This is a genomic window from Streptosporangium heterodermiicola (genome assembly GCF_051390675.1).
Classification (GTDB): Bacteria; Actinomycetota; Actinomycetes; order Streptosporangiales; family Streptosporangiaceae; genus Streptosporangium.
Genome location: NZ_JBPJSR010000011.1, coordinates 46210 through 69602, shown reverse-complemented (window position 1 = coordinate 69602; position 23393 = coordinate 46210). Strand labels below are relative to the sequence as shown.

General features: G+C 71.4%; 21 protein-coding genes. 8 read left to right on the top strand and 13 right to left on the bottom strand.

Annotated features, from left to right (window positions below; translation table 11 throughout):
* Complete coding sequence (locus ACSC1Q_RS23775) at positions 1-1107, top strand: SPFH domain-containing protein (protein ID WP_436760909.1); 1107 nt, start codon at positions 1-3, stop codon at positions 1105-1107.
* 185 nt (positions 1108-1292) lie between these two features.
* Here ACSC1Q_RS23775 and ACSC1Q_RS23770 read toward each other — a convergent pair whose 3' ends face one another.
* Positions 1293-1481 (bottom strand): hypothetical protein, encoded by a 189-nt coding sequence (locus ACSC1Q_RS23770; RefSeq protein ID WP_436760908.1) that lies wholly within the window; start codon positions 1479-1481, stop codon positions 1293-1295.
* A gap of 323 nt (positions 1482-1804) precedes the next feature.
* Here ACSC1Q_RS23770 and tdh point away from each other — a divergent pair, with 323 nt between their 5' ends.
* From tdh to ACSC1Q_RS23755, 3 genes are all read left to right on the top strand, one after another.
* Positions 1805-2833, top strand: a complete 1029-nt coding sequence (gene tdh, locus ACSC1Q_RS23765) for an L-threonine 3-dehydrogenase (protein WP_436760907.1) — start codon at positions 1805-1807, stop codon at positions 2831-2833.
* 108 nt (positions 2834-2941) lie between these two features.
* Complete coding sequence (locus tag ACSC1Q_RS23760; protein WP_436760906.1) at positions 2942-4114, top strand: glycine C-acetyltransferase; 1173 nt, start codon at positions 2942-2944, stop codon at positions 4112-4114.
* A 169-nt stretch (positions 4115-4283) separates the two neighbouring features.
* Positions 4284-5198 carry a LysR family transcriptional regulator gene (locus tag ACSC1Q_RS23755; protein ID WP_436760905.1) on the top strand — a complete coding sequence of 305 codons (915 nt, stop codon included), beginning with the start codon at positions 4284-4286 and terminating at the stop codon, positions 5196-5198.
* Between the two features lie 424 nt (positions 5199-5622).
* Here the strand turns inward: ACSC1Q_RS23755 and ACSC1Q_RS23750 are convergent, their stop codons facing one another.
* Both ACSC1Q_RS23750 and ACSC1Q_RS23745 read right to left on the bottom strand, forming a co-directional pair.
* Positions 5623-6363: an aspartate/glutamate racemase family protein gene (locus ACSC1Q_RS23750; RefSeq protein WP_436760904.1), complete on the bottom strand. Its 741-nt coding sequence runs from the start codon at positions 6361-6363 to the stop codon at positions 5623-5625.
* Positions 6363-7943, bottom strand: a complete 1581-nt coding sequence (locus ACSC1Q_RS23745) for an NCS1 family nucleobase:cation symporter-1 (protein ID WP_436760903.1) — start codon at positions 7941-7943, stop codon at positions 6363-6365. Before ACSC1Q_RS23745 ends, ACSC1Q_RS23750 begins: the two co-directional genes overlap by 1 nt.
* A gap of 444 nt (positions 7944-8387) precedes the next feature.
* Here ACSC1Q_RS23745 and ACSC1Q_RS23740 point away from each other — a divergent pair, with 444 nt between their 5' ends.
* Complete coding sequence (locus ACSC1Q_RS23740; RefSeq protein ID WP_436760902.1) at positions 8388-9008, top strand: helix-turn-helix domain-containing protein; 621 nt, start codon at positions 8388-8390, stop codon at positions 9006-9008.
* Here the strand turns inward: ACSC1Q_RS23740 and ACSC1Q_RS23735 are convergent.
* Both ACSC1Q_RS23735 and ACSC1Q_RS23730 read right to left on the bottom strand, forming a co-directional pair.
* Complete coding sequence (locus ACSC1Q_RS23735) at positions 8992-10839, bottom strand: GumC domain-containing protein (protein WP_436760901.1); 1848 nt, start codon at positions 10837-10839, stop codon at positions 8992-8994. The genes ACSC1Q_RS23740 and ACSC1Q_RS23735 overlap by 17 nt on opposite strands.
* Complete coding sequence (locus tag ACSC1Q_RS23730) at positions 10824-11579, bottom strand: ABC transporter ATP-binding protein (RefSeq protein ID WP_436760900.1); 756 nt, start codon at positions 11577-11579, stop codon at positions 10824-10826. The genes ACSC1Q_RS23735 and ACSC1Q_RS23730 overlap by 16 nt, the downstream gene beginning before the upstream one ends.
* Before the next feature lie 296 nt (positions 11580-11875).
* Between ACSC1Q_RS23730 and ACSC1Q_RS23725 the strand changes: the two genes are divergently transcribed.
* Positions 11876-12250, top strand: a complete 375-nt coding sequence (locus ACSC1Q_RS23725) for a hypothetical protein (protein WP_350969710.1) — start codon at positions 11876-11878, stop codon at positions 12248-12250.
* An 88-nt stretch (positions 12251-12338) separates the two neighbouring features.
* On the opposite strand, the gene ACSC1Q_RS23720 is transcribed toward ACSC1Q_RS23725, so the two are convergent.
* The 5 genes from ACSC1Q_RS23720 to ACSC1Q_RS23700 form a co-directional block, all read right to left on the bottom strand.
* Positions 12339-13076 (bottom strand): SRPBCC family protein, encoded by a 738-nt coding sequence (locus tag ACSC1Q_RS23720; RefSeq protein ID WP_436760899.1) that lies wholly within the window; start codon positions 13074-13076, stop codon positions 12339-12341.
* A gap of 239 nt (positions 13077-13315) precedes the next feature.
* On the bottom strand, positions 13316-14065 hold the full coding sequence (locus ACSC1Q_RS23715; RefSeq protein ID WP_436760898.1) for an SDR family NAD(P)-dependent oxidoreductase: 750 nt from the start codon (positions 14063-14065) through the stop codon (positions 13316-13318).
* Between the two features lie 202 nt (positions 14066-14267).
* On the bottom strand, positions 14268-14666 hold the full coding sequence (locus ACSC1Q_RS23710; RefSeq protein ID WP_436760897.1) for a hypothetical protein: 399 nt from the start codon (positions 14664-14666) through the stop codon (positions 14268-14270).
* The gene (locus ACSC1Q_RS23705) at positions 14663-15043 is read right to left on the bottom strand and encodes an SgcJ/EcaC family oxidoreductase (RefSeq protein ID WP_436760896.1); all 381 of its coding nucleotides are present in this window, start codon (positions 15041-15043) and stop codon (positions 14663-14665) included. Before ACSC1Q_RS23705 ends, ACSC1Q_RS23710 begins: the two co-directional genes overlap by 4 nt.
* Positions 15044-15159: 116 nt before the next feature.
* Positions 15160-15762, bottom strand: coding sequence for a PadR family transcriptional regulator (locus ACSC1Q_RS23700; protein ID WP_436760895.1), 603 nt, complete (start codon positions 15760-15762; stop codon positions 15160-15162).
* Positions 15763-16097: 335 nt separating this feature from the next.
* Here ACSC1Q_RS23700 and ACSC1Q_RS23695 point away from each other — a divergent pair, with 335 nt between their 5' ends.
* Both ACSC1Q_RS23695 and ACSC1Q_RS23690 read left to right on the top strand, forming a co-directional pair.
* Positions 16098-16307, top strand: a complete 210-nt coding sequence (locus tag ACSC1Q_RS23695) for a hypothetical protein (protein ID WP_436760894.1) — start codon at positions 16098-16100, stop codon at positions 16305-16307.
* Positions 16308-16309: 2 nt separating this feature from the next.
* Entirely contained in the window at positions 16310-16654 is a 345-nt protein-coding gene (locus ACSC1Q_RS23690) for a DUF1036 domain-containing protein (RefSeq protein ID WP_436760893.1), read from the top strand.
* A gap of 186 nt (positions 16655-16840) precedes the next feature.
* Here ACSC1Q_RS23690 and ACSC1Q_RS23685 read toward each other — a convergent pair whose 3' ends face one another.
* The 3 genes from ACSC1Q_RS23685 to ACSC1Q_RS23675 form a co-directional block, all read right to left on the bottom strand.
* Complete coding sequence (locus ACSC1Q_RS23685; protein WP_436760892.1) at positions 16841-19216, bottom strand: penicillin acylase family protein; 2376 nt, start codon at positions 19214-19216, stop codon at positions 16841-16843.
* Positions 19217-19604: 388 nt separating this feature from the next.
* Positions 19605-21485: a P-loop NTPase family protein gene (locus tag ACSC1Q_RS23680; RefSeq protein ID WP_436760891.1), complete on the bottom strand. Its 1881-nt coding sequence runs from the start codon at positions 21483-21485 to the stop codon at positions 19605-19607.
* Positions 21482-23332: an ABC transporter gene (locus ACSC1Q_RS23675; protein ID WP_436760890.1), complete on the bottom strand. Its 1851-nt coding sequence runs from the start codon at positions 23330-23332 to the stop codon at positions 21482-21484. Before ACSC1Q_RS23675 ends, ACSC1Q_RS23680 begins: the two co-directional genes overlap by 4 nt.
* Positions 23333-23393 lie beyond the last annotated feature (61 nt).

Below are 23393 nucleotides of genomic sequence, written 5' to 3'. Positions count from 1 at the left end.
ATGGACGCTCTGCTCATAGCCGGACTTCTCATCGTCCTGTTGGCGGTTTTCACCGTGATCCGCTCGGTGCGCATCGTCCCCCAGGCCAGGGCCCGCAACGTGGAACGGCTGGGCCGCTACCACAGCACGCTGAAGCCCGGCCTGAACTTCGTGATCCCGTACATCGACCGGGTCTACCCGATGATCGACCTGCGCGAGCAGGTCGTCTCCTTCAAGCCCCAGCCGGTGATCACCGAGGACAACCTGGTCGTCGAGATCGACACGGTCCTGTACTTCCAGGTCACCGACCCCCGGGCGGCGGCGTACGAGATCGCCAACTACATCCAGGCCGTGGAGCAGCTCACGGTCACCACGTTGCGCAACGTCGTCGGCTCGCTCGACCTGGAGATGACGCTGACCTCGCGCGACACGATCAACAGCCAGCTGCGCGGGGTGCTCGACGAGGCGACCGGCAAGTGGGGCATCCGGGTCAACCGGGTGGAGATCAAGGCCATCGACCCGCCGAAGAGCATCAAGGAGGCGATGGAGAAGCAGATGCGCGCCGAGCGGGACAAGCGCGCCGCGATCCTCAACGCCGAGGGCCAGCGGCAGTCGCAGATCCTCACCGCCGAGGGCGACAAGCAGAGCGCGATCCTGCGGGCCGAGGGTGACCGGAGCGCCGCGATCCTCAAGGCCGAGGGCCAGTCGCAGGCCATCGACGAGGTCTTCCAGGCCGTGCACCGCAACGACCCCGACCCCAAGCTGCTGGCCTACCAGTACCTTCAGGTGCTGCCCGAGCTGGCCAAGGGCCCGAACAACACGTTCTGGGTGATCCCCAGCGAGGTCACCTCCGCGATCCAGGGCGTCTCCAGGGCGTTCACCGAGGCGCTGCCGCAGTCGTCGGCCGTCCGCGAGACCCCCAGGGTGAACGAGGCGGCGGCCGAGGAGCGGATCCTGGCCGAGAAGGCCGCCGCCGAGGCGGTCGCCGAGGCCGCAGAGGCCGACCTGGGCCCCCGCCAGCTCAACGCGCCCCCCGCCCACCTGCCCGGCGACGACCTCCTCGGGACGGGCACGGGGACGCCGTCAGGAGCGGGAACGCGGGAGGAGCACCACCGCACCACCCCCTGAGCCCCGCCCGTCCCCGGCCGCCCTCCGGCGGCTCGCCGCCGCCGGCGAGCCGAACGCGCCCTGAGTCCACCCCGCCGGTCGCCCTCCGGCTGGGCCCGCCCGCCCCGGTCGCGCCCGCGCCCGGTTGCCCCCGTCGCGACGTCCGCCGTCGCGGCGGGGAGGCCGGACCCCCGGATGCCGAACCCTCAGGTGCTGCAGGCGCCGATCTCCTTCAGCCACACGTCACAGGTCTTGCAGGCGCTGCGTGCCTGCCATTTCTGGTTCGTGCTGTTCCAGGTCTCGGCGTGGAAGTAGAGGGTTCCTGCCTGGATCTCGGACTTTTTCGTGATCTTGGGGCGATGAGGTAGTTGTTCATGGCTTCGGTCATGACGCACCTTTCCTTGTAATTTGCACAAGCATCCGCACGAGCGATGTGCGGCTGATTACCGAGCGATATATTCCGACTGCAATCAGTGGAAGTCGCCGCCAGGAAAGGGACACCGGATCCCCGGCCTTGATCCGGCACCGGTCGTCGCCGAGCCCTTCGACCCGCGAGGACGACACCTGTCCGATTTGACGGCAAAGGCCCGGGTACATCGACAGGTCTCGGAAGCCGGGCGTGAAGCAACGCTGTGGGTGGGGTTAAGAAAACCGCGATGGACACCCCCGAAGGTGACCGGGCACAGTGCGTAGGGTCGGAGCTGAGGGGGAATCCGCTATGAAAGCGCTGGTCAAAGAGAGGGCCGAACCGGGCCTGTGGCTGGCCGACGTGCCCGAGCCGTCCGTCGGCCCCGGCGAGGTGCTGATCAGGGTGCTGCGCACCGGGATCTGCGGCACCGACCTGCACATCCGGAGTTTCGACGCGTGGGCCAGGCAGACGCTGCGGACGCCGCTCGTCATCGGCCACGAGTTCTGCGGCGAGGTCGTCGAGGTGGCGCCGGGCGTGGAGGACATCGCCCCCGGCGACCTGGTCAGCGGCGAGGGGCACCTGGTCTGCGGCAAGTGCCGCAACTGCATGGCCGGACGGCGGCACCTGTGCCGCAGCACGATCGGGCTGGGGGTGAACCGCGACGGCGCCTTCGCCGAGTACGTGACGCTCCCGGCCTCCAACGTCTGGGTGCACCGGGTCCCGGTCGACCTCGACGTGGCCGCGATCTTCGACCCGTTCGGCAACGCGGTGCACACCGCGCTGACGTTCCCGATGGTCGGCGAGGACGTGCTGATCTCCGGCGCCGGGCCGATCGGGCTGATGGCCGCCGCGGTCGCCACCCACGTGGGCGCCCGCAACGTGGTCGTCACCGACGTCAGCCCGGAGCGGCTGGAGCTGGCCCGCAAGCTCGGCGTCACCCTGGCCCTGAACGTCGCGGAGACGTCCGTCCGGGAGGGCATGGACGGGCTGGGCATGCGCGAGGGCTTCGACGTGGGCCTGGAGATGTCCGGGAACCCGAAGGCGCTCCGCGACATGATCGCCTCCATGTCCCACGGCGGGAAGATCGCGATGCTCGGCCTGCCCGCCGAGGAGTTCGCCGTCGACTTCGCGACGATCGTGACCTCGATGATCACCCTCAAGGGGATCTACGGGCGGGAGATGTACGAGACGTGGTACGCCATGTCCGTGCTCCTGGAGAAGGGCCTCGACCTCTCCCCGGTGATCACCGACCGCTTCTCCTACCGCGACTTCGACGCGGCCTTCGACACCGCCGCCGGAGGCAGGACCGGCAAGATCATCCTGGACTGGACGGCCTGATGACCGTCCACGGCGGAACCGGCGAGATCACCTCGGTCTGGACCGCCTGATGTTCGACACCGCCGCCGGGGACAGGACCGGCGAGATCACCTCGGATTGGACCGCCTGATGTTCGACAATCTCCGCGACGACCTCCGTACGACCCTGAACGAGATCGCCGAAGCCGGGCTGCTCAAGCCCGAGCGGGTCATCACCACCCCGCAGCGCGCCGGGATCGCGGTCGCGGGCGGTGGCGAGGTGCTCAACTTCTGCGCCAACAACTACCTCGGCCTGGCCGACCACCCCGAGGTGGTCGCCGCCGCCCAGGAGGCCCTCGACCGCTGGGGCTTCGGCATGGCCTCGGTCCGCTTCATCTGCGGCACCCAGGAGGTGCACAAGGAGCTGGAGGCACGGCTGTCGGACTTCCTCGGCCAGGAGGACACCGTCCTGTACAGCTCGTGCTTCGACGCCAACGGCGGCGTGTTCGAGACGCTGCTCGACGACCGCGACGCGGTGATCTCCGACGCCCTCAACCACGCGAGCGTAATCGACGGCATCCGGCTGTCCAAGGCGCGGCGCCTGCGCTACGCCAACCGCGACCTGGCCGAGCTGGAGGCGCGGCTCAAGGAGTCCGCCGACGCCCGGCGCAGGCTGATCGTCACCGACGGCGTCTTCTCCATGGACGGCTACGTCGCGCCGCTGAGCGAGATCTGCGACCTGGCCGAGCGGTACGGGGCCATGGTGATGGTCGACGACTCGCACGCCGTCGGCTTCGTCGGCGAGCACGGCGGCGGCACCCCCGAGCTGCACGGCGTACGGGATCGGGTCGACATCCTCACCGGCACGCTCGGCAAGGCGCTCGGCGGGGCCAGCGGCGGCTACGTGGCGGCGCGCGGGGAGATCTGCGAGCTGCTCCGCCAGCGCTCGCGCCCCTACCTGTTCTCCAACTCGCTCGCCCCGGTGATCGCCGCCGCGTCGCTGCGCGTCCTCGACCTGATCAGCGGCTCGGACGAGGCCCGGACCCGGCTGCGCGCCAACACCGAGCGGTTCCGCACCGGCATGACCGAGGCCGGGTTCGACATCCTGCCCGGCGACCACCCCATCGTCCCGGTGATGATCGGCGACGCCGCCGAGGCCGCCGCGATGGCCGAACGCCTGCTGGAGCTGGGCGTCTACGTGATCGGCTTCTCCTACCCCGTGGTCCCGCACGGCCAGGCCCGCATCCGGGTCCAGCTGTCCGCGGCCCACTCGACCGAGGACGTCGACCGCGCCCTGGCGGCCTTCGCCACCGCCCGCGGCTGAGCCCGGCCCGCCGGGGCCGAGCTCTCCGGGCCGAGCTCTCCGGGCCGAACCCAACGGCCCGGCCCAGCCCGTGAACGAGCACCGGCCGCACCTGACCGTCAAGCACCGGCGACGATCACCAAAAGGCCACTTGTCGCGGTTCACGGGTGACCTCGGCGAGAATACAGAGGTGATAGACACGCGGCGGCTCAGAACCCTGCGCGCGGTGGCCGACCACCGCACGGTCACCGCGGCCGCCGCCGCGCTGCACCTCACCCCCTCGGCGGTCTCCCAGCAGCTCGTCGCCCTGGAACACGAGGTGGGCCACCGGCTGCTCGACCGCGACGGCAGGGGTGTGCGGCTCACCGCCGTCGGGCGCATCCTTCTCGATCACGCCAACGAGATCCTCGCCCAGCTGGAGCGGGCCGGGGCCGACATCGCCGCCTACACGGCCGGCACGGCGGGCGAGGTGAGGGTGGCCTCCTTCGCCACCGCGATCGGGCTGGTCGTGGCCCCCGCCGTCGGCACCCTGAGGGACAAGGAGCCCGGCATCCGTGTGCGCGTCCTGGACGCCGAGGGCGACCAGAGCCTGACCATGGTCCTGGACGGCGCGGTGGAGGCGGCCGTGGCCGTGGAGTACCGCGGGGCCCCGGCCGAGGACGACAGGCGGCTGTCACGCATCCCGCTCTACTCGGAGCCGTTCGACCTGGTGCTCCCCCGGGGCCATCGCCTCTCCGGGAGCGAGGTGACGGTCGCGGACCTGTCGGGCGAGACCTGGATCGGCCCCTACCCGGGCAACCCCTGCCACGACGTGATCGCGCTGGCCTGCGAGCACGCGGGCTTCATCCCCGAGTTCGCCCACTCCTCCGACGACTTCAGCGCGGTGGTCGCGCTGGCCGCCGCCGGGGCCGGGGTGGCGATGGTGCCGCGCCTGGCCCTGCGCGGCACCGACCTGTCCGGCGTGGTGATCCGCCCGGTGCCCGGCCCCGAGCGCCGCGTCTTCACCGCCGTACGCCGGGGCGCGGAACGGCACCCCTTGCTCGTCCCCGTGCTGAACGCCCTTCAGGACACCGCGACGATCCTGCGCCGGACCCCGCCCGTGTGACCCCTGCGACTCTTACGGCCTGACGCCCGACGAGACCCGCGGCGTGTACAGGACTCCGAGGTGCCCGTCATCCTGGCCTCCGGGCTCCGGAAGCGCTGAAAGTCCCTCGCCGTCGTCCGTCCATGACTTCTCCAAAGAGGGCCACCGGTGCCGGCGACGGTACCAGCGGAAACCCATCACCGCCCCCAGGACCGCCGCGGCGATCACCCCGGCGATCACTGCCTGGAACACCAGCTCCACGATCACCCACCCCGTCCCTTGAATCCGTTATGAGGCTTTTCGTAGAACGACGAGCCCCCGGATGCGGCGACTTGCATATTTTTTGGAAAGCGCTTTACCGGGCCGCGCCCCACCAGGGCGGATGCTCCCGGGAATTACCCCTGTCCCGCGCCGCGGTGCCGGAGGCAGGGCGCCGGGCCGCACGTCAGACGGAGAAGTCGCGCAGCAGGCCCGTGTACCTCTTGGGGCCCGGAGGGGCGAACTCGTTCCGGGTGCTCGTCCGCAGGCCGAGGGAGACCAGCGACTCGACGAGCTTGGTCGCCACGGCCACGCCGTCGATCACGGGAACCCCGACGGCCCGGGAGATGTCCGCGCAGAACGAGGCCATGCCCGCGCAGCCGAGCACGATCGAGTCGCATCCGTCCCGCTCCACGGTCGCCGCGCAGAGGGCGGTCACCACCTTCCGCGCGTCCGAGGAGGGGTCGTCCAGCTCCAGTACGGGGATGTCGCAGGCGTGCACCCCCCGGCACGCGCCCGCGAAGCCGTACCGGGCGGCGAGGTCCCACGCCCGGCCCGTGGTCCTGGCGAGGGTCGTCACGACACTGAAGCTCCGGCCGACCAGGGTGGCGGCGTGCATGGCCGCCTCGGCGATCCCGACCACCGGCCCCGAGGCCAGCTCGCGGGCGGCGTCGAGGCCGGGGTCGCCGAAGCAGGCGATGACGTACCCGTCCGCCCCCGCCGCCTCGCCCGCCGCGATCTCCGCCAGCAGGCCCGGCACGGCCAGGGCCTCGTCGTAGTGGCTCTCGATCGACTCGGGGCCCATCGCCGGGTTGACGGCCGTGACGACGGTGGACGGCGCCGCGACCGCGCGGGCGCACCGGCCGATGTTCTCGGTCATGGCCCGCGCGGTGTTGGGGTTGATCACCCGGATGTCGACGCGGGTCATCAACCGGCCAGGGCCGTGCCGTCCGACACCCGCTCGGTGTCGTGGCCGAGACCGCCGATCCTCGGCGAGACCATCTCCAGCAGGGTGAACGCCGCGAACCCGAGCCCGCAGCCGATGAACCAGCTGTAGTCGGAGAGCCAGGTCACGTCGATCGTGGTGATCCCCAGGTCGAGCAGCATCTTCGGCACCAGCACCGACGCGATCGCGGGGACCCCGCTGAGCACCGTCGCCCAGACCGCGTTGGGGTTGTAGCCGCCCCTGAAGAAGTAGCGGCCGGTCGGTTCGAGGGTGAACAGGTCGTCCACCCAGACCCGCTGGCGGCTCACGATGTAGTAGCCGGAGATCAGGATGCCGAACAGCGGCCCGATCAGGGCGCCGAGGATGCCGAGCGTGTAGTGGATGGCGTCCGGGTTGCTGTACCAGTTCCACGGCGTGAGCAGCACGGAGCCGACCGCCGCGATCATGCCGCCGGTCCGCCAGCTGATCTTCTGCGGGTTCACGTTGGAGAAGTCGAACGCCGGGGAGATGAAGTTCGCCACGATGTTGATGCCGATGGTCGCGATGACGAAGGTGAGCCCGCCCAGCAGGATCGCGAACGGCGTGTCGATGCGCTCGACCGTGTGGATGGGGTCGGTGATGAGCTCCCCGAACACGGGCACGGTCGCCGACGCGGTGACCACCGTGAGCAGCGAGAAGAACAGGAAGTTGATCGGCAGCCCGAGCAGGTTGCCCTTCTTCACCGCCGCGAACGACCTCCCGTACCGGGAGAAGTCACCGAAGTTCAGCATCGGCCCGGAGAAGTACGAGACGACGAGGGCGATCGCGCTGAGCATGACCGGAATGGACGCGCCGAAGTCGAGGTTCTCGCCCTCGGAGAGGTCCAGGCTGATGTTCTCCCAGCCCGCCTGGCTCACCAGATAGACGGCGAGCACGACCATGACGACGTACACGGCGGGCCCGGCCCAGTCGATGAACCGCCTGATCGCCTCCATGCCCTTCCAGAACACGGCCGCCTGGGCCACCCAGAGGATGGCGTAGCAGATGTAGCCGAGCGCGGACAGGCCGAGGAAGCCGCCCTCGTTCAGCGACGCCGACGCGGGCCAGAACTTGAGGAAGATGATGATGAGCGACTGGGAGGCGAGGTAGGTCTGCACCCCGTACCAGGCGATCGCGATGAGCCCCCGGATGATGGCCGGGATGTTCGCGCCGCGCACCCCGAAGATCGCCCGGTTGATGACCGGGTACGGCACGCCGGTGACCTGGCTCGGCTTGGCGACCAGGTTGCAGAACACGTTCACGATGATGATGCCCGCGATCAGCGCGAACAGGACCTGCCAGCTCGCCAGCCCGAGGGCGAACAGGCTGCCCGCGGTGACGTAGCCGCCGACGCTGTGCACGTCGGACATCCAGAAGGCGAAGATGTTGTACGAGGACCACGTCTGCTCGCGGAGCGGGGCCAGGTCCTCGTTCGCGAGCCGGGGGTCGTAACCGGGCTTGACGAGACCGGCGCCGACGGGCATGCCTGCCGCCTCGACGACGTCGTGTAGTTTCGGCTGGGACGGTGCGCTGTGTTCGGTCATTGTCAGCTTCCGTGGGGGGTACGGTGCGGGAACCGGTGCGTCCCGCGCGCGGGTGTGCCGAAGCGGAAGGTGCCGGGAAACCGGCCCGGGGATCGGCGCGAAGAACTCGAAGGATCGGCTTCGGAGGAACGGCGAGGATGGCGGGTCGGCGAGACCGCGATGACCGTGCGGAGCCGCGTGACGGGCCGCGGCGCGAGCTGGGGCGTGGGCTGTGGCTGAGGCGAGGGCTGAGGCGAGGGCCGCGACCGAGGCCGCGGCGCGAGCTGGGGTTTGGATTGAGACTCGGGCTGAGGCTTGAGCTGAGGTCGAGGCCGTCGCGGGGGCTGTGGCGTGGGCTGTTAAGTGGTCACTTAACAGCTGCCGTCAATGTATGCCTTGACACCCGAGCCCTAATTTCGCCCGCGTAAAGGCCTTGTGACAATTGGTGTGGAGGCCGTGACAGCCATGACCCCGGAACCCGGCACGGAGATCGAGGCGATCACGAACGAGCACCTGGGCCGCAGGCTTCGCGAGCTGCGGCTCCGGTCGGGGATGTCGCTGCGCGCCCTCGCCCGCGAGCTCGGCATCTCGCCCAGCGCGGTGTCCCAGATCGAGCTCGGCACGATGCGGCCGTCCGTCAGCAGGCTCATCGCCTTCGTGTCCGCGATCGGCGTGCCGCTCGCCGCCGTGTTCGACACCGCGGAGGTGGCCGGCGCCGACCCGGTGAGGCCGGACAGCCCCGCCGGACGGTTCGCCATCCGGCGCTCGTGGGAGGTCGCGCCCATCCGGCTCAGCGGCGGCATCACCTTCCGCAGGCTCTCGCCCACGCCGTCACCCGACGTAGAGTTCTTCGAGTCGACCTATCCGCCGAGCTCGATCTCCAACGCGCACGGCCACTTCCTCAAGCACGAGGGCTACGAGGTCGGGACCGTGACCCGGGGCGAGCTGACCATCGACTTCGAGTCGGAGGTCGTCACCCTCGCCGAGGGCGACTCCATCACCTTCCCGTGCAGCCGCCCCCACATCATCGGCAACCGCTCGGAGACCGTCACCGCCGTCGCGACCTGGCTCATCGTCCACCACTGAGTTCACCACTGAGCTCACCGGCGGGTTCACCGCTGAGCTCACCGCTGACCGTCGGGGACTCCTTGCGACGGTAGGAGAGGACCACACCCGTCGTGTAGAGGCCCACCCCCAGCAGGACCATGAACACGATCGTGGGCCACTGCAGCCACGACGGCAGGTAGAGGGCGAGGAACCACGCGCGCGTCGGGCTCTCCGATACCTTGAGGTAACCGGCCAGCAGTCCCTGCGGGAACAGCGGGATCGCGCCGAACGTGAAGCAGATCCCGATGATGATCTGCCTGTGGCGCGGCAGGCTCTCGAAGGGGAGCCGCCCGCCCGTGCCCGGCTTCGGAGCCGGACGGCGGCCGGTGCGCATCGTGTCGAGCAGCTCGGGCCCCTTCTCCAGCAGCCTCCGCTCGGCGAGCAGCCCGAACCCCCAGTAGCAGAGCACCCCCGTCAGGGCGCCGACGGCCACGCCCGCCCAGCCGAACAGCCCGGTCACGATCGCCGCGGGGGCCGCGGTGAGGGCGGCCAGCGCCAGCACCGCGTACACCATGCCGGTGACCGCGCCGTCCTCCTCCGTGGAGCGCAGCGGGTTGCCGCCGCGCCGGTGCGGGTCGGTGCCGGGGATGAGCCCGTACACCGAGACCAGGGGGACCAGCCCGGCGCCGCCGCCCAGCAGGGCGAGGAGGACGGCGAGCAGCATCGGCCACGGCCCGCCGGTGACCGCGGCGAGGGAGACCGTCACCACGAGGGCGACGGGCGCGACGGTCAGCAGCCACGCGTGCTGCCGCCCGCGGACGTCGCGCGCGCCGGGCGTCATGAGCGTGAGCCACAGCGCGGTGCCGTCGGTGCCGTAGAGGTTGGCCGACATGGCCGCGGCCATCACGACGAAGACCGGTCCCGCCCAGGGCAGCATCCCCGTCCAGCCCAGCAGCAGCGGGGCCGCGGCGAAGGACACGCCGTAGGCGAGGGCGAAGGTCAGCTGGTGCGTACGCACCAGGTCGCGCGACCAGGTGCGCAGTTCCTTGGCGAGTACGGCGCCGGAGGCGGTGGTGGCCCGGATCGGCCTGCGTCCCCTCGTGGCCGCCCTGGACGCCCCGGTCCGCCGGGTGAGCAGCGCGGCCCACGCGGCCAGCAGCAGGACGACCAGCAGCGCCATCCCGCCGAGGGCCGCCAGGACCCGCGGCCAGTCGGCCGACGCGGCGGCCTCGACCGCGACCGCCCCCCAGCCGGAGGGCAGGTAGCGGGTCGCCGTCGTCACCACCGGCGGGACACCGGCCGTCTGCCCGAGCGCCATGAACACGACCCAGATCTGGCCCAGGAAGGCCAGGATCAGGCCGTTGGTCAGCCCGGCGCCGATCGCGCCCACGCGGGAACGCAGGGCCAGGCCGAGCAGGGCGACCGCGACCCGGGAGAGCAGGACGAACGTCGCGAGCTGGAGCAGCAGCGCGGGGACCGAGACGAGCGCGGCCGCGACCCCCTGCCGTACGCCGGAGACCGCGAGCCCGGTCAGGGCGAGCAGGCTGATCACGGGTGCCACCCCGACGAAGGCCGCCATGAGCAGCCCCGAGGCCAGGCGGCGCGGCCGCAGGCCGAGGAGCGTGAAGTACTCCGGGCGGAGCGTCTCGTCGCCGCCTCCGGCGAAGACGGGACCGAAGATCCAGCCCAGCATCCAGACGGCGTAGACGGCCGGGAGCAGCTCCGGCCAGGAGAGGGCCACGTAGATCGTGCCGGCCGCGAGGACCAGGCCGACCAGCGCGCCCATCACGACGAAGCCGGCCCGCTGCCCGCTCATCGAGTGACGGAGCACGGCCACCTTCATGCCGACCATGGTCAGTTCGACAGCCACGTCAGCTCCTTCACGCCGCCGTCGGCGGTGCCGACCAGGTCGACGAAGGTGTCCTCAAGGGAGCCGGTGCCGCGGACCTCGTCCAGGGGTCCGGCGGCGGCCACCCTGCCCTTGTCGATCACCGCGACGTGGTCGCAGAGCTGCTCCACGAGGGCCATGACGTGGCTGGAGAGCACGATGGACCCGCCACCGGCCACGAACCCGCGCAGGATCGTCTTGATCGTCGCGGCGGACACCGGGTCCACGGCCTCGAAGGGCTCGTCGAGCACGAGCAGCCTCGGCGCGTGCAGCAGGGCGGTGGCCAGGCCGATCTTCTTGCGCATCCCGGTGGAGTACTCGATGACGAGCGTCTTCTCCGCCTCGTCGAGCTCCAGCACCGCCAGCAGCTCCTCGGCGCGCCGCTCGACGACCTCGCGCGGCAGCCCGCGGAGCAGCCCGAGGTAGGTCAGCACCTCCCGGCCGGTGAGCCGTTCGGGCATGGCCATCCCGTCCGGCAGCACGCCGACCAGCGTCTTGGCCGTGGCCGGGTCGGACCAGACGTCGGCGCCGAAGATACGCGCGTGGCCCTCGTCGGGACGCAGCAGGCCGACGGCCATGGACAGGGTGGTCGTCTTACCGGCGCCGTTCTGGCCGACGAGCCCGTAGAAGGAGCCCCGGGGGATGTTCAGGTCCACGTGGTCGACGGCGACCTTCTCGCCGAAGGTCTTGCACAGACCGTGGATCTCAAGTGCTGCGGGCATGGGATTACTCCGGAGTGCGGGGGGAGGTGCCGGTTCGCTCGCGATGACCAAGACAAAGATCATAAAATATGAGCATTTGAGAACTTACAGCGGCGACAACGGCGCGTACCAGGCCCGCCCCCGGAAGAACCGCCTCCCACATCGAGCGTCATCGGCGACCGCCCGGAAACCGTCGCCGCCGTCGCGACGCGGCGGCGTGCTTCCACTCCGGGGCCCGCCGGGACCGGACCGTACGGCGGCGCGCCCTGTACGAGCCGTACGAGCGGACGCGTTCCGTCCGACCTATCCTGGGAGAGGTGGAAGAGAACCGGGCACGACGGATCGTTGACGCGCTGCGCGATCGCGGAATAGACGGCCACCTGGCGAGGGTCGGCGTGTATCAGTTCGGGATACGCGTGTCACTGCCCGACGGGCGTGAGGCCGAATGGGATACCGACGGCACCGCGGGCCTTGAGGCCCAGGTGATGCGCAACGGGATGCTGGTCGGTTTCGTCCCCGTGATCGAGGGGTCCGAGGACTTCGACGAGCAGCAGGTCCTCGACGCCATCGCGCGGACCGACTACGACCAGCCCATCGCCAGGCAACGGGCGCAGGCGCCGCCACCGGCCGAGCCCCTGCCCCGCGTCGGCGGCGTCTTCCGCCGCTTCTTCGACGGCTTCCGCTACCGCTGACGGCGGGCCGGCCCCTTCTCCGGCCGGGCGTACGCCGACCGCCCGCCGTCCCTCCGTAGAAGGACGACGGGCGGTGGGGAGCGGCGGATCAGGCGTAAACGGACGCGAGCCACTCGCCCCAGATCCGCTCGGCGTCTGCCTGGTCGACGTCGGCGAAGACGTGGTGGCCGGTTATGATGACGCCGCCGCCCCCGACGAACCGCAGCAGCGCGTCGTCGGTCCGCACCCCCAGGAAGCCGGGGGCGAGCACCGTGTCGACCACCCCGTCGACGGTCTGTCCCGCGATCGTGAAGTGCGCCTTGTCGCCTTCCCTGACCTGCTCGGGCAGGCCGACGGCGCGGGTGAGGCCGGCCCAGACCAGGTCCTGGTCGGGCTGCTGCGGGCCGAACGCGGCGACCGGCACGGCGGTGCGGCCCGGGAAGTGCTCCAGATACCGCGCGAGGGTCCGCAGGTAGAGCGGGTTGCCCTTGCGGAGCGCGTCGTACTCCGCCTCCCAGTCGCCGGTCAGGACGCCGCTGTGCACGAACCGCAGCGCGGTGCCGCCGCCGTCACGGCCCTCGACGAGGTATTCGAACGCCATGAACGCGCCGTCCTCGCCGGGGTCCGAACGGTAGCCGAACCGGTGCGGCGGCTCCCAGGCGGTGACCGTGGCCTCGCCGGTGAAGCCAGGCATCGCCATGGACGTCCTGCCGCCCTCGCGAGGCTCGATCTCGTTCCTGCCCATGAACCACGAGTCGACGCCGGGGCCGGTCGCGATCGCCTCCCAGACCTGCTCGGGGGTGGCCTGGAGGTCCACATCGTGGGTGAGACGAAATTCGTGCGACATTTCAGGACTCCTTGGTGTCGATGCCATCCGCAGTGATCCGCGGTGCGGTGTCCGAGATCCCCATTTCGAACATGCCTCGACGATAGCGACCGACGACTTCTGCCGTCAATACAAAAAAAATTGTCGGTGACGGACGAGCGGGCGCACCCGCCGCCCCGCCCCGCCCGCCGCCGGACGCGACGTCGGCGCACTCGTCACCGGCCGACCGGCCGACGGGCACCCCGCGAGACATCCGAGTCTCAGGCCATATAGCCGCCGTCGATGTCCAGGACGGCGCCGGTGATGAAGGAGGCGCCGGGGCCGGCGAGGAAGGCGATGCCCGCCGCGACCTCTTCGGGGCGGCCGTAGCGTCCCATGGCGTTCAGCGCGCGCTGGGCGTCGGAATAGGGACCGTCGGCGGGGTTCATATCGGTTTCGATGGAGCCGGGCTGGACGACGTTGACCGTTATCCCCCGGGGTGCCAGGTCGCGGGCGGCGGCCTTGCTGTACGCGGTGACCGCGGCCTTTGCAGCGGCGTAGTCGGCGACACCCGGGTAACCGGCGCGGGCGGCCAGGACCGAGCCGACGGTGATGATGCGGCCCCCGTCGCGCAGGACCGTGGCGGCGGCACGTATCGTGCCCAGCACCCCACCGGCGTTGACGACGAACTGCCGGTCAAGGGCGTGGTGATCGGTGGAGGGGTCGTCGATCAGGCCACCCGCGGGAGTGCCGGCGTTGTTCACCAGGATGTCGAGGTGCCCGAAGTCCGTGACGACGTGGTTGATCAGAGCGGCGACCTGGACGTTCTCTCCCTGATCGGCGCGGTAGGCGGAGGCGCGGACCCCGGCGGCCCGGAGCTCCTTGACGGCCCGGTCGGCCCTCTCGGCCGAACTGGCGTAGCTGATGGCGACATCGGCGCCGGCCTCGGCGAGAGCCTGAGCGGTGGCGGCGCCGATGCCACGCGATCCGCCGGTGACTAGCGCGACTTTGCCGGTAAGGGGTCCGGGCACGATTGCTCCGCTCTGATGGAAAACGCGAGGTTCAGGGACGCAGCTCAGTAAAAAGCGTGCTCCCAGCGGCACAAACCCCTACCGAGCCCTTGAACTCCCGCGCACTTTTCGACGACCACCACGTCGACGCGGACCTGACCCAGACACGGACCTAGACCAGGCGCGGGCCCGGGCCAGACGCGGGCCCGGGCCAGACGCGGGCCTAAGCCAGATGGGTCGAACAGCCCAGGCGCTGTCCTGTCTGGACGAGACTCTCGGCGAAACCCTGCCGCGTCCTGCTGGCGAAGCCGATGAAGAAGCGGTTGGCCAGCGGCACGCCCCACCGCATCCACCGCGCGACGTTGAAGACCCGGTGCACGAGCAGCGCGCCCCGGGGGTGCGGTTCGACGCTCCACTCGCCCCGGTACCACCAGCCGCCCTGGAAGGAGATGGTGTGGCCGACGACCTCCACGGTGGAGATGTGACCGGGGAAGTCCTCGACGGTGAAGCGGCCGGTGCGCCTGCCGCCGGGCAGCAGCGCGTCGGCCAGGTCGTCGAAGACCGCGGTGACCGGCGCCTCGACGATCCCGGCGACCTCAGTGATCGGCTTCCTCTCCGTCACCGCGCCACCCTGGTGTTCTGGAAGGAGGCGAACCGCCACCCTTCGGGCGTGCTGACGGCGGTGAAGGAGACGATCGACGCGCGGAGCTCGCCCGCGAGGTCGGTGCCTCCTTCCGAGATCACCAGGACCGCCGCGTCCGCCAGCGGTTTGACCTTGATCCGGTCGTCCGGCATGGACATGGTGGAGCCCTTGAGCGGGCCGTCGAAGAGCCATCGGTGCGAGGACTCGATGGCCGCCCGCCCCTCGCTGTGCGTGCCGTTGAAGACGATGTAGTCGGCGTCCTCGGTGAAGAGGGCGGCGTAGGCGGTGGCGTCGCCCGCGTTCCACGCCTCGGCGAGGCGGGTGAGCAGGCCGGTGATCTCCGTGTTCACGGACATGGCGCGATTCCTCATGGTCGCGGCGCCTATCCTGGAGGTTGCGAGTCCAGACAGGGCAGGCGCCTTGTTCGGATTTCTGGCTGCCAGGGTGTTAGCGCACCCTGGCAGCCGCTTTCTCATGGTTCGTCGAGTATTTGCGACAGCAGTTCCTGCTTGACGGTGCCCGACCAGGCGAGCTCCCCCGATTCCAGGCGGGCGACGACGCGCCGCACCCAGGCCAGCTCGGCCTCGTTCAGCGTGCGCTCGTAGTCGACCTCGATCATCAGGATGTCGGGCAGGCCGCTCTCCTTCATGGCGCGCAGGTGGGCGTCCATCCCGGCCAGCAGCCCTTCGACCGTCGCGGCCCTGGTACGCAGGGCGCGCAACGCGTCGGGCACCGGCAGGGTCCCCATGAGGGAGACGGCCGCGGTGAACGCGCGGCGGTCGGGACCGGGGCTCTCAAGAAGGACGCGGAGCCTGGTCGACAGCTCTCCACGGCCCTCGTCGGTGATCTCGTAGACCGTACGCTCCGGCCGGCGACCGTCCCTGCTGGTCTCGACCGGGACGATCAGATCCTCACCGGCGAGCCTCTCGACCGCGTGGTAAAGGCTCCTGGGCAGTCCTGTCACGTAGTCCTTGTGCGTGTCGACGATGAAGCGATGGAGCTCGTAGGGATGGCCGGGGCGCACCGAGAGCATGGCCAGCACGGTCAGGCCGACCAGATCGGGGCGTCGTGCCATAGTGATGCCTTTCTCCATATTGCATTGCGCACTATAGCAGAAGCGACAACGACCCCGCCCCAGGAGATGGAACGCCGCCTCGGCGACCCCGGGTTCACCAGGGCGATGGGGTATGTCCAGAGCGCCGGCTTCCTCCCCGCCCAGGCGCCCGGACCCCGCCGACGCCCCCCGCGCCAGGTCGCCCGCGACCGCGTAACGATCCTCCCCGGCGAGCCGTCTCGCCGAGACCGCCCACCGGCATCCCGGGAATGAAAACGATTCTTTACATGGCCTTGGAGGTGACTGTATGTTGTCGAACAGTCACTCTACGAACTCGACGAATGTAGGTGAGCCACATGCCGGACAACGGCGCTGAACGCTCTCCCGATCCCCGGGTGGCGTTCGCGGGCGCGGCGGCGGCCGATACGGGCGAGACGGACGAGCGGCCGGGAGCGGCCGACCGCGCCGCCGTGGTCGCGAAGACCGACGACCATCTCCCTCCCCTGGCCGACGACCCGATCGACGACAGGCCCCTCGCCCTGCGATTCACGGAGCCGGGGGAGTAGAGATGCAACTGCACTTCCGTAACCGCTACACCTCCAAGGTGTGGGTCGCGATCATGTTCTACAGCCCCGACGGCTGCCGCGACTACGGCCAGTGGGGCACCCGGGGCTGGTGGCCCATCGACCCGGGCGGCGAGGCGTTCGTCCTCAACACCGGCAACCGCTACGCCGCCTACTACGCCGAAGCGGCCAACGGAGCCGTCTGGACCGGCGCCTACGGCCCGATGTACGTCTACCAGAACGCCTTCGACTCCTGCATCAACATCGGCAGCACCGCCGCCAGGCCGGTCGGCACCCGGCTGATCGACATGAACGGCTACTCGACCTACTACGTGAATCTCACCTCCTGACGCGCTCCCCCCACGTCACGCGCCGACCGGCCCCGACCGGTTCCGCGCGGCAGTGGGAGCGGACGCGGATGAGCGCCTCCTGAGAGACGGACGCCGAAATCCCTTCTCAGGACCCGTCTCCCTTCGCCCAGGAGGCGCTCGATCTCAGCCGACGGCCCCCCTACGGGGACCGTCACCCATGATCATTCAGCGACGCGGTGTGAGCAGGAACCGGTCCTTCGCGTTGAGCTCCACGGCGGCGCGGCTGTAGAGCAGCGGGAAATACTCCCCCCGCTGCCATGACCCCGCCAGGTCGCGATAGTGCGGGCTCCGCGGGTCCCCCGACTGGCCGGGGGCGTTGATCGCCTGCGACCTGTCCCAGGCGCCGACGTCGAGCACCATCTTGAACGTGGGGCCCGACAGCGGGGCGTAGGTGCCCGGCAGATAGTTCGACGCCTCCACGGTGTGCCAGGAGCCGCCGCGCGGGAAGGGGCCCACGTCCTTGCCGGTCGGGTGCCCGAACGTGAGCTTCTGGATGTCGCCCCACTTCCAGGTCGCGGGGTCGGGGCCGAGCCGGCCGGTCAATTCGTCGTAGGCCGCGGCGAGCGAGGTCCGGAGGATGCGGTCCCGCACAGCCGTCCCGTCGCCACCGAACCACTTGTTCGGGTTGTCCATGGCGTCGAAGAGCAGAAGCGGGTCGTGGATGAAGATCATCCGTGCCACGTTCTCCGGCAGGACCTCACGGGTGAACGCCGGCTCCAGGTGGCTGGTGAACCACGTCTCGAACAGGGCGGCCCGCCCCGAGTCCGCGCTCGTGACCCCGTCGTAGGTGCGGAGCAGTTCGAGCGCCCGCGCCGTCGACGGGTCGTCGCTCTGGATCCCGGCGAGCAGCCGTACCAGCCTGCGGGCCGGGATGGAGACCTTGTCGCTCTGCAGCGCCGTCGAGTCCGCGACCGAGGTGCGCGGCTTGGCGGAGAGCGCCTCGACGATGCGCTCGTGCCGGTACGGGGAGGCCCACGAGTCGAACCCGACCTTCAGCGGGTGGTTCCCGGGCATGTTGAACTCGTTGGCGGAGGCGACGATCCCGTTGGCCGGGTTGTAGGAACGGGGCAGGCGGGCGCCGTCGTGGAAGCCGTCCCACTCGTAGCGGCCGTCTCCCGGGACGGGCAGCAGGCCGTCGTAGCCGACCCTCTTGGGCGCCATGCCGCCGGGGACCCAGCCGACGTTGCCGGCGGCGTCGGCGTAGATCTGGTTCTCCGGCGGCCCGCCCCAGGTGCGCATCGCCGCGGTGAACTCGTTCCAGTTACGCGCGCGCATGTACTTCATGCTGCCGAAGTAGGGCGTCGTGCCCGGCTGCAGCCAGGTCGAACGCAGGGCGTAGGCGAGGTTCCGCTCCCGGTCGACCTTGATCACCGGACCGTGGCGGGTGAACGACAGCTCGGTGGGCTGTGCCCCCTGACCGGCGACCGGCACGTTCTCCCTGACGGTCCTGAAGCGCTCCCACCCCTGGCCGTACCGGTAGCGTCCCTGGTCGTTGGGGTCGAGCTTGTAGACGTAGAGGTCCTCCTGGTCGACGCCGAAGATGGTCAGCCCGAACGCCACGGTCCCGTTGTGCCCGATGGAGATGCCGGGCAGCGCGGGCTCCCCCGCCCCGATCACGTCGAGGCCGGGTGCCGACAGGTGGGTGATGTAACGCAGCGCGGGGGCCTTCATCACCCGGTGCGGGTCGCTGGCCAGGATCGGGCGGCCCGTCGTGCTGCGCGCCGGTGCGACGGCCCAGGCGTTGCTGCCCTCCGAGAGCGCGTGGCCCGGCGGTTCGGGCACCGTACGGACCTGGCCGTTCTGGAAGACGACGCTCTGGGTGGCGAGCTGGTAGGTGCCGAGCACGTCCGGGGGCAGCGCGCACGGGTCGAGCCCGTCGGGCACGACGGTCTTCCACTCGGGCTGGAGCTTGCGCATGAGCGGGTCGACGCCGATGCCGCCCGCGCAGACGGCGCGGGCACGGTCGACCTCGGAGGTCAGGTTCATCACCAGGCTGTGGCTGCGGATCCGGACGACGTCATCGGGAGACCAGCGCGCGGGGGCGTACCCCACCTCACCGAACTCCGGCGGCATCGCCTCCGGGTTGCGCTTCAGCCAGTCGACGTAGGCGTTGATTCCCTCGGTGAACCGGGTGGCCGCCTTCTTCGCGTCGGGGCCGTAGCTCTCCCACTCCTTCGCCATGTCCCCCCGGTAGAGGAACAGCCTGGTGGCCTGGTCCTGCTTGAGATAGGCGGGGCCGAGCACCTCGGACAGCAGCCCGAGGCCGCGCCGGCGCCACAGGTCGATCTGGAACAGCCGATCGCGGGCGGCGTTGAACCCCTGCGCGAGATACAGGTCGGCGGTGTTGTCCGCGTAGATGTGCGGCACGCCCCACCGGTCCACCACCATTTGCACCGGTCGCTCCAGCCCCGCGACCGGGATGACCGAGGCCGCCGTCCCCGCGCCCGCCCCCCTGTCCGCGCCCGCCGCCTGCGGTAGCAGGCCGGTGCCCACGGCACCGCAGACGGCCAGCAGTAAGGCCGTCCTCCTCCATCGCCGCATGTCGCTCCTCCCGTCGGCCGGCAGCACGTGGCGTACCGGCGGTGTGGGGCTCACCGGGGTGCGCACCGGGCGCGGACGCGCGTCGTCGCGCCCGTTCGACCTCCCGCGCAGAATCACGACGCCGTCACCGGCGCCCCCCAGCCCCCGTCACCGCAACTGTGGCGCGCCCCTCCAGTCCCGTCAGCCCTTGTTCACCCCCTAGCACCCCCTTCAGGACCCATGTACGACGTACGCGCGGCACGTGACGTACGGCGTGCGACGGGCAGCGGGCAGCGGGCAGCGGGCGACATACGGCATCGGCGAGAACCGGCGGCCTGGTGTCACGCTCGGCAGGGGGAGCCGGTTCCACGGGACTCCGCCGGTTCCGGATGTGCCTGAAGGCGTCCGCCTACGCGCGGGCCGCGTTCCCGGCCACCGTGACCGCCTCCGTGAAGTGCTGGTACCGGGTCAGCTCCTCCGCCATGGGTTCCAGCACCAGCTCGCGGCCGACCTTGTCGACGCTCGACCGCAGCGCCTTCGCCGCCTTGCGGGCCCGGCGCCGGCCGCCGAGCCAGGCGGCCACCCGGGAGAGCAGCGCGATCAGCAGGCCGAGCAGGACGCCCCCGATCAGCAGTGTGGTCGGCCAAGGCAGCTCCCCCACGGTCGGCATGTAGAGCTGCGGAAGCCGGAGATAGTCCAGGGCGACCAGGGCGAGCAGCCAGACCCCTCCGGCGAGCATCGTCGCGAGCACCAGCCACTGCGCCAGCCCGGCCAGCCGCCACCACAGGGGCCGCCGGGAGACCCCGAGCGAGGTGGTGGCCACCGCCCGGTCCAGGCCGTCCTCCAGCTCGTCTCCGTGTGACCTCGCCGCCTGCCGCACGGCCGCGGCCCACGGCGCGGGAAGCCCCGCCGCGGCGGCCCCGGCGGCCTCGCGGATCGCGGTGTCCATCCGGGAACGCTGGACGACGGTCGCGACGGGGATGGACGTCCGGCCGACGACGCCGCCCGGCTCCGCCGGCTCCTCTCCCGCCGTCCTCGCTCCCCCGGCGGACCGGCTCGCGGCGTCCAGGCGGAGGCGGCGGAGCGGGTCGGGCCGCAGGCGGCGGATCCATCGGGTGGGCGGCCAGCCGGTGGCGGCGACCGAGCGGTGCCGGTGGGACTTGGCCACGGCCTCGACGACGACCGGCACCCCGGCGGCCTGGGACAGCGCGTCCCTCAGCGGCCTCGCCAGGCCGTCCGGTTTGCTCGCGGCGTCCGGAGGGGTCTCGCCGGGGGCGACGCCGGACGCCTGGAGGAGCGCGTCGGCGGCCATGCCCGCGTCGGCGGCGAGCCGGGCGGACCAGGACCGCCGGTCGGCGACCCGGGAGGTGAGCAGCGAACGCAGCTCGGGGACGCCCGCGCCGGTACGGGTGGACACCCCGACCACCGGGACCCCGGTCAGGCCGTCCTCGTCGAGGAGCCGCCGGAGATCCTTCAGGCACCGCTCGGCGGCGGCCGGGGAGAGCCGGTCGATCTGGTTGAGGACGACGACCATGACCCCCCGGTGCCGGGCGAGCGGCCGGAGGTAGCGGTCGTGGACGGCCGCGTCGGCGTACTTCTGCGGGTCGAGCACCCACACCAGCAGGTCGACCAGCTCGACGAGCCTGTCGACCTCCAGCCGGTGAGACGGCTCGATCGAGTCGTGGTCGGGCAGGTCCAGCAGGATCAGCCCGGCGGCCTCACCGTCCAGCCCGGGGACACCGGACGGCCGGACAGCGGTACCGAAGGCATCCGACGGCCGGACGACGGCGGCGGACGCGGGACCACCGACGGCGAACGGGGCGCCTACCGCTCCGTCGGCGGTCCCGTTCCCGCCGTCCGGCCGCTCGACGCCGGACGGGGATCTCTCGCCGTTCCCGCGCCACGGGCCCTGAACGAGCCGCCCGGAGGCGTCGAGAAGCTCGTGGCGGCGGGGGATGTCCAGCCAGTCGAGCAGCGGCCCCGCCCCCACGCCCTCCCAGAGGGCGGCCTGGGCGGCCGAGGTGGTCGGGCGGGTGACGCCGACCGTGGCGAGCGAGGTGCCCGACAGCAGGTTGAACAGCGAGGACTTGCCGCTGCCGGTGGCCCCGGCCAGCGCGACCGCGGTGTGGTCGACCGACAGGCTCGCCCGTACCCCGGCGCGGGAGATCACCGCACGCGCCGCGGCGACCGCGTCGGCGTCCAGCCTCCCGTCGGCCAGGTCGGCGGCGCGTGCCAGCGCCGCCAGCCGGTCGTCCAGCGAGACCGTCTTCTCTCGTCGCAGCAGCTTCACGCCTGGCCCGCCTCTCCCGTACCCGCACCCGTACCGGTGGCGCGTGGGAGGCCGTCGGGCGGTCTCCTGGCCTCTCCCACGGCCAGCGGGACGGCCCCCGCGGGGAGGGCGGCCCGGCGGTCCGCGACGGGGAGCTCGCGCAGGTGCTCGCGTACGGCGTCGGCGGTGGCGCGGAGGGCGGGGGCGGTGCCCTCGGGGGGCTGGACGGCGTCCAGCAGGTCGGTGAAGCGGTCGGCGTCCTGGCCGAGGAGGATCGCCACGCGGGCGCGCAGGTCGGAGCGGGCCTTGACGGTGAGGTCGCGGACGGCCTGGTCGCCGAAGACGGCCTCCAGGACCTTCTGGCTGAGCACGCTGGTGCCTCCGGCGATGCCGACCTCGATGCCGGTCAGGCCGCCGGTCGAGGCGAACACCGCGATCATCAGCAGCAGCCCGGCCCCGTTGAGGCCGAACGAGGTGACGCGGGCGGTGGTCCGCCTGTCCGCCCCCTCCTCGCGGACCAGGTCGAGCACGTACGACTGCCAGCCCCTGACGGCCTCCTCCGCCCTGGCGGGCAGGTCGGCGGCGGCGCGGCCGAGACGTCCGGCGACGGCGACCCCCTCGCGCTCCAGGAGGGCCCGGCCCGAGGGGTGTGACGACCACGACTCCAGGAGGCGTTCGGCGGCGCCGTCGGCCGAGGCCCTGATCAGCGCCTCCACCCCGCTCTCCAGGGCGGTCCGCAGCTCGCTCTCGGGGGCGGGCCGCCCGGTGACGAACGCCACGACCCGGTCCCTGAACCTGCCGACCCGGCTCTCCAGGGAGCGCATCAGGTCACCGGTCCCGATGAAGTCCTGCCAGCGGGCCAGGACCTCGCCGCGCAGCAGCGACCCGTCCCGCATGCCCTCGTCGAAGGAGGAGAGGCCCACGGCGTAGGCGGCGTCGGCCATCGAGCGGAGCTCCTCTGCGCCGGTGTGCTGGCGGTCGACCGCCGCGGCGAGCGCGGGCACGCGGGTGGAGAGGCTCTCCAGCGCGCCGGACAGGGTCTGGCGTACCACCTCGGCGCGGGAACGGGAGTCGGCGGCGATGGCGATGAGCCAGTCGGCGATCGGCTGGACCGCCTGGCGCGGCAGGCGGGCGTTCTCGTCGGGCAGTGTCAGCTCGGGGACCTCGAAGAGGTGCGTCCCGCCCAGGCCGTTCGTCTCCAGCAGGCGGTTCAGGTCCTTGCGCACCACGCCCATGGCCTCGGGAGGGACCCTGGACAGGACGACGGCGAGGGCCGTGCTCCGCTCCCTGGCCGACCGCAGGAAGCTCCAGGGGACCTCGTCCGCGTACCGGGCGGCGGTGGTGGTGAACAGCCACAGGTCGGCGGCGGCGAGCAGCTGGGCGGCCAGCTCACGGTTGGCGGCGACGATCGAGTCGATGTCGGGGGCGTCGAGCAGGGCCAGGCCCGGCGGGACGGCCGCGGCGGTGACGACCCGGAGCGTGCCGGGCTCACCCCTGCCGCTCCCGGTGACGCGCGGCAGGCCGGGCAGGACGTTCTGGGCGGTGAACCACTCGCGGTCGACGGGGCTGGTGACCAGGGTGGGGGCCATCGTCGTGGGCCGCAGCACACCCGGCTCGGAGACGTCCTCGGCGACCAGTGAGTTGACCAGCGTGGACTTCCCCGCCCCGGTGGAGCCGCCGACGACGGCGAGCAGCGGGGCGTCGATCGCGCTCAGCCGGGGGATCAGGTAGTCGTCGAGCTGGCCGGTGAGCTCGCGCAGTGCCCGGCGGTCGGCCGCCACGTCGCCGATCGCGAGGGGGAACAGCTCGCGGTCGAGATGCCGCCTCAACTCCCGCAGCGTCTCCAGAAGACCGTCGTTGTCACCCATACGGTCGATCCTGCCCTGCGAGAGACCCTCTAGACGCGTTTGGCCCCACCGCTCGACCGGG

Excerpts from the sequence above, each read along its gene's own strand:
- ACSC1Q_RS23690 (WP_436760893.1), top strand. The coding sequence starts at position 16,310 with ATGCAACTGCACTTCCGTAACCGCTACACCTCCAAGGTGTGGGTCGCG.
- ACSC1Q_RS23705 (WP_436760896.1), bottom strand. The coding sequence starts at position 15,043 with ATGTCCGTGAACACGGAGATCACCGGCCTGCTCACCCGCCTCGCCGAG.
- ACSC1Q_RS23720 (WP_436760899.1), bottom strand. The coding sequence starts at position 13,076 with ATGTCGCACGAATTTCGTCTCACCCACGATGTGGACCTCCAGGCCACC.
- ACSC1Q_RS23700 (WP_436760895.1), bottom strand. The coding sequence starts at position 15,762 with ATGGCACGACGCCCCGATCTGGTCGGCCTGACCGTGCTGGCCATGCTC.
- ACSC1Q_RS23730 (WP_436760900.1), bottom strand. The coding sequence starts at position 11,579 with ATGCCCGCAGCACTTGAGATCCACGGTCTGTGCAAGACCTTCGGCGAG.
- ACSC1Q_RS23750 (WP_436760904.1), bottom strand. The coding sequence starts at position 6,363 with ATGACCCGCGTCGACATCCGGGTGATCAACCCCAACACCGCGCGGGCC.
- ACSC1Q_RS23740 (WP_436760902.1), top strand. The coding sequence starts at position 8,388 with ATGACCCCGGAACCCGGCACGGAGATCGAGGCGATCACGAACGAGCAC.
- ACSC1Q_RS23685 (WP_436760892.1), bottom strand. The coding sequence starts at position 19,216 with ATGCGGCGATGGAGGAGGACGGCCTTACTGCTGGCCGTCTGCGGTGCC.
- ACSC1Q_RS23695 (WP_436760894.1), top strand. The coding sequence starts at position 16,098 with ATGCCGGACAACGGCGCTGAACGCTCTCCCGATCCCCGGGTGGCGTTC.
- ACSC1Q_RS23675 (WP_436760890.1), bottom strand. The coding sequence starts at position 23,332 with ATGGGTGACAACGACGGTCTTCTGGAGACGCTGCGGGAGTTGAGGCGG.
- ACSC1Q_RS23745 (WP_436760903.1), bottom strand. The coding sequence starts at position 7,943 with ATGACCGAACACAGCGCACCGTCCCAGCCGAAACTACACGACGTCGTC.
- ACSC1Q_RS23775 (WP_436760909.1), top strand. The coding sequence starts at position 1 with ATGGACGCTCTGCTCATAGCCGGACTTCTCATCGTCCTGTTGGCGGTT.
- ACSC1Q_RS23760 (WP_436760906.1), top strand. The coding sequence starts at position 2,942 with ATGTTCGACAATCTCCGCGACGACCTCCGTACGACCCTGAACGAGATC.
- tdh (WP_436760907.1), top strand. The coding sequence starts at position 1,805 with ATGAAAGCGCTGGTCAAAGAGAGGGCCGAACCGGGCCTGTGGCTGGCC.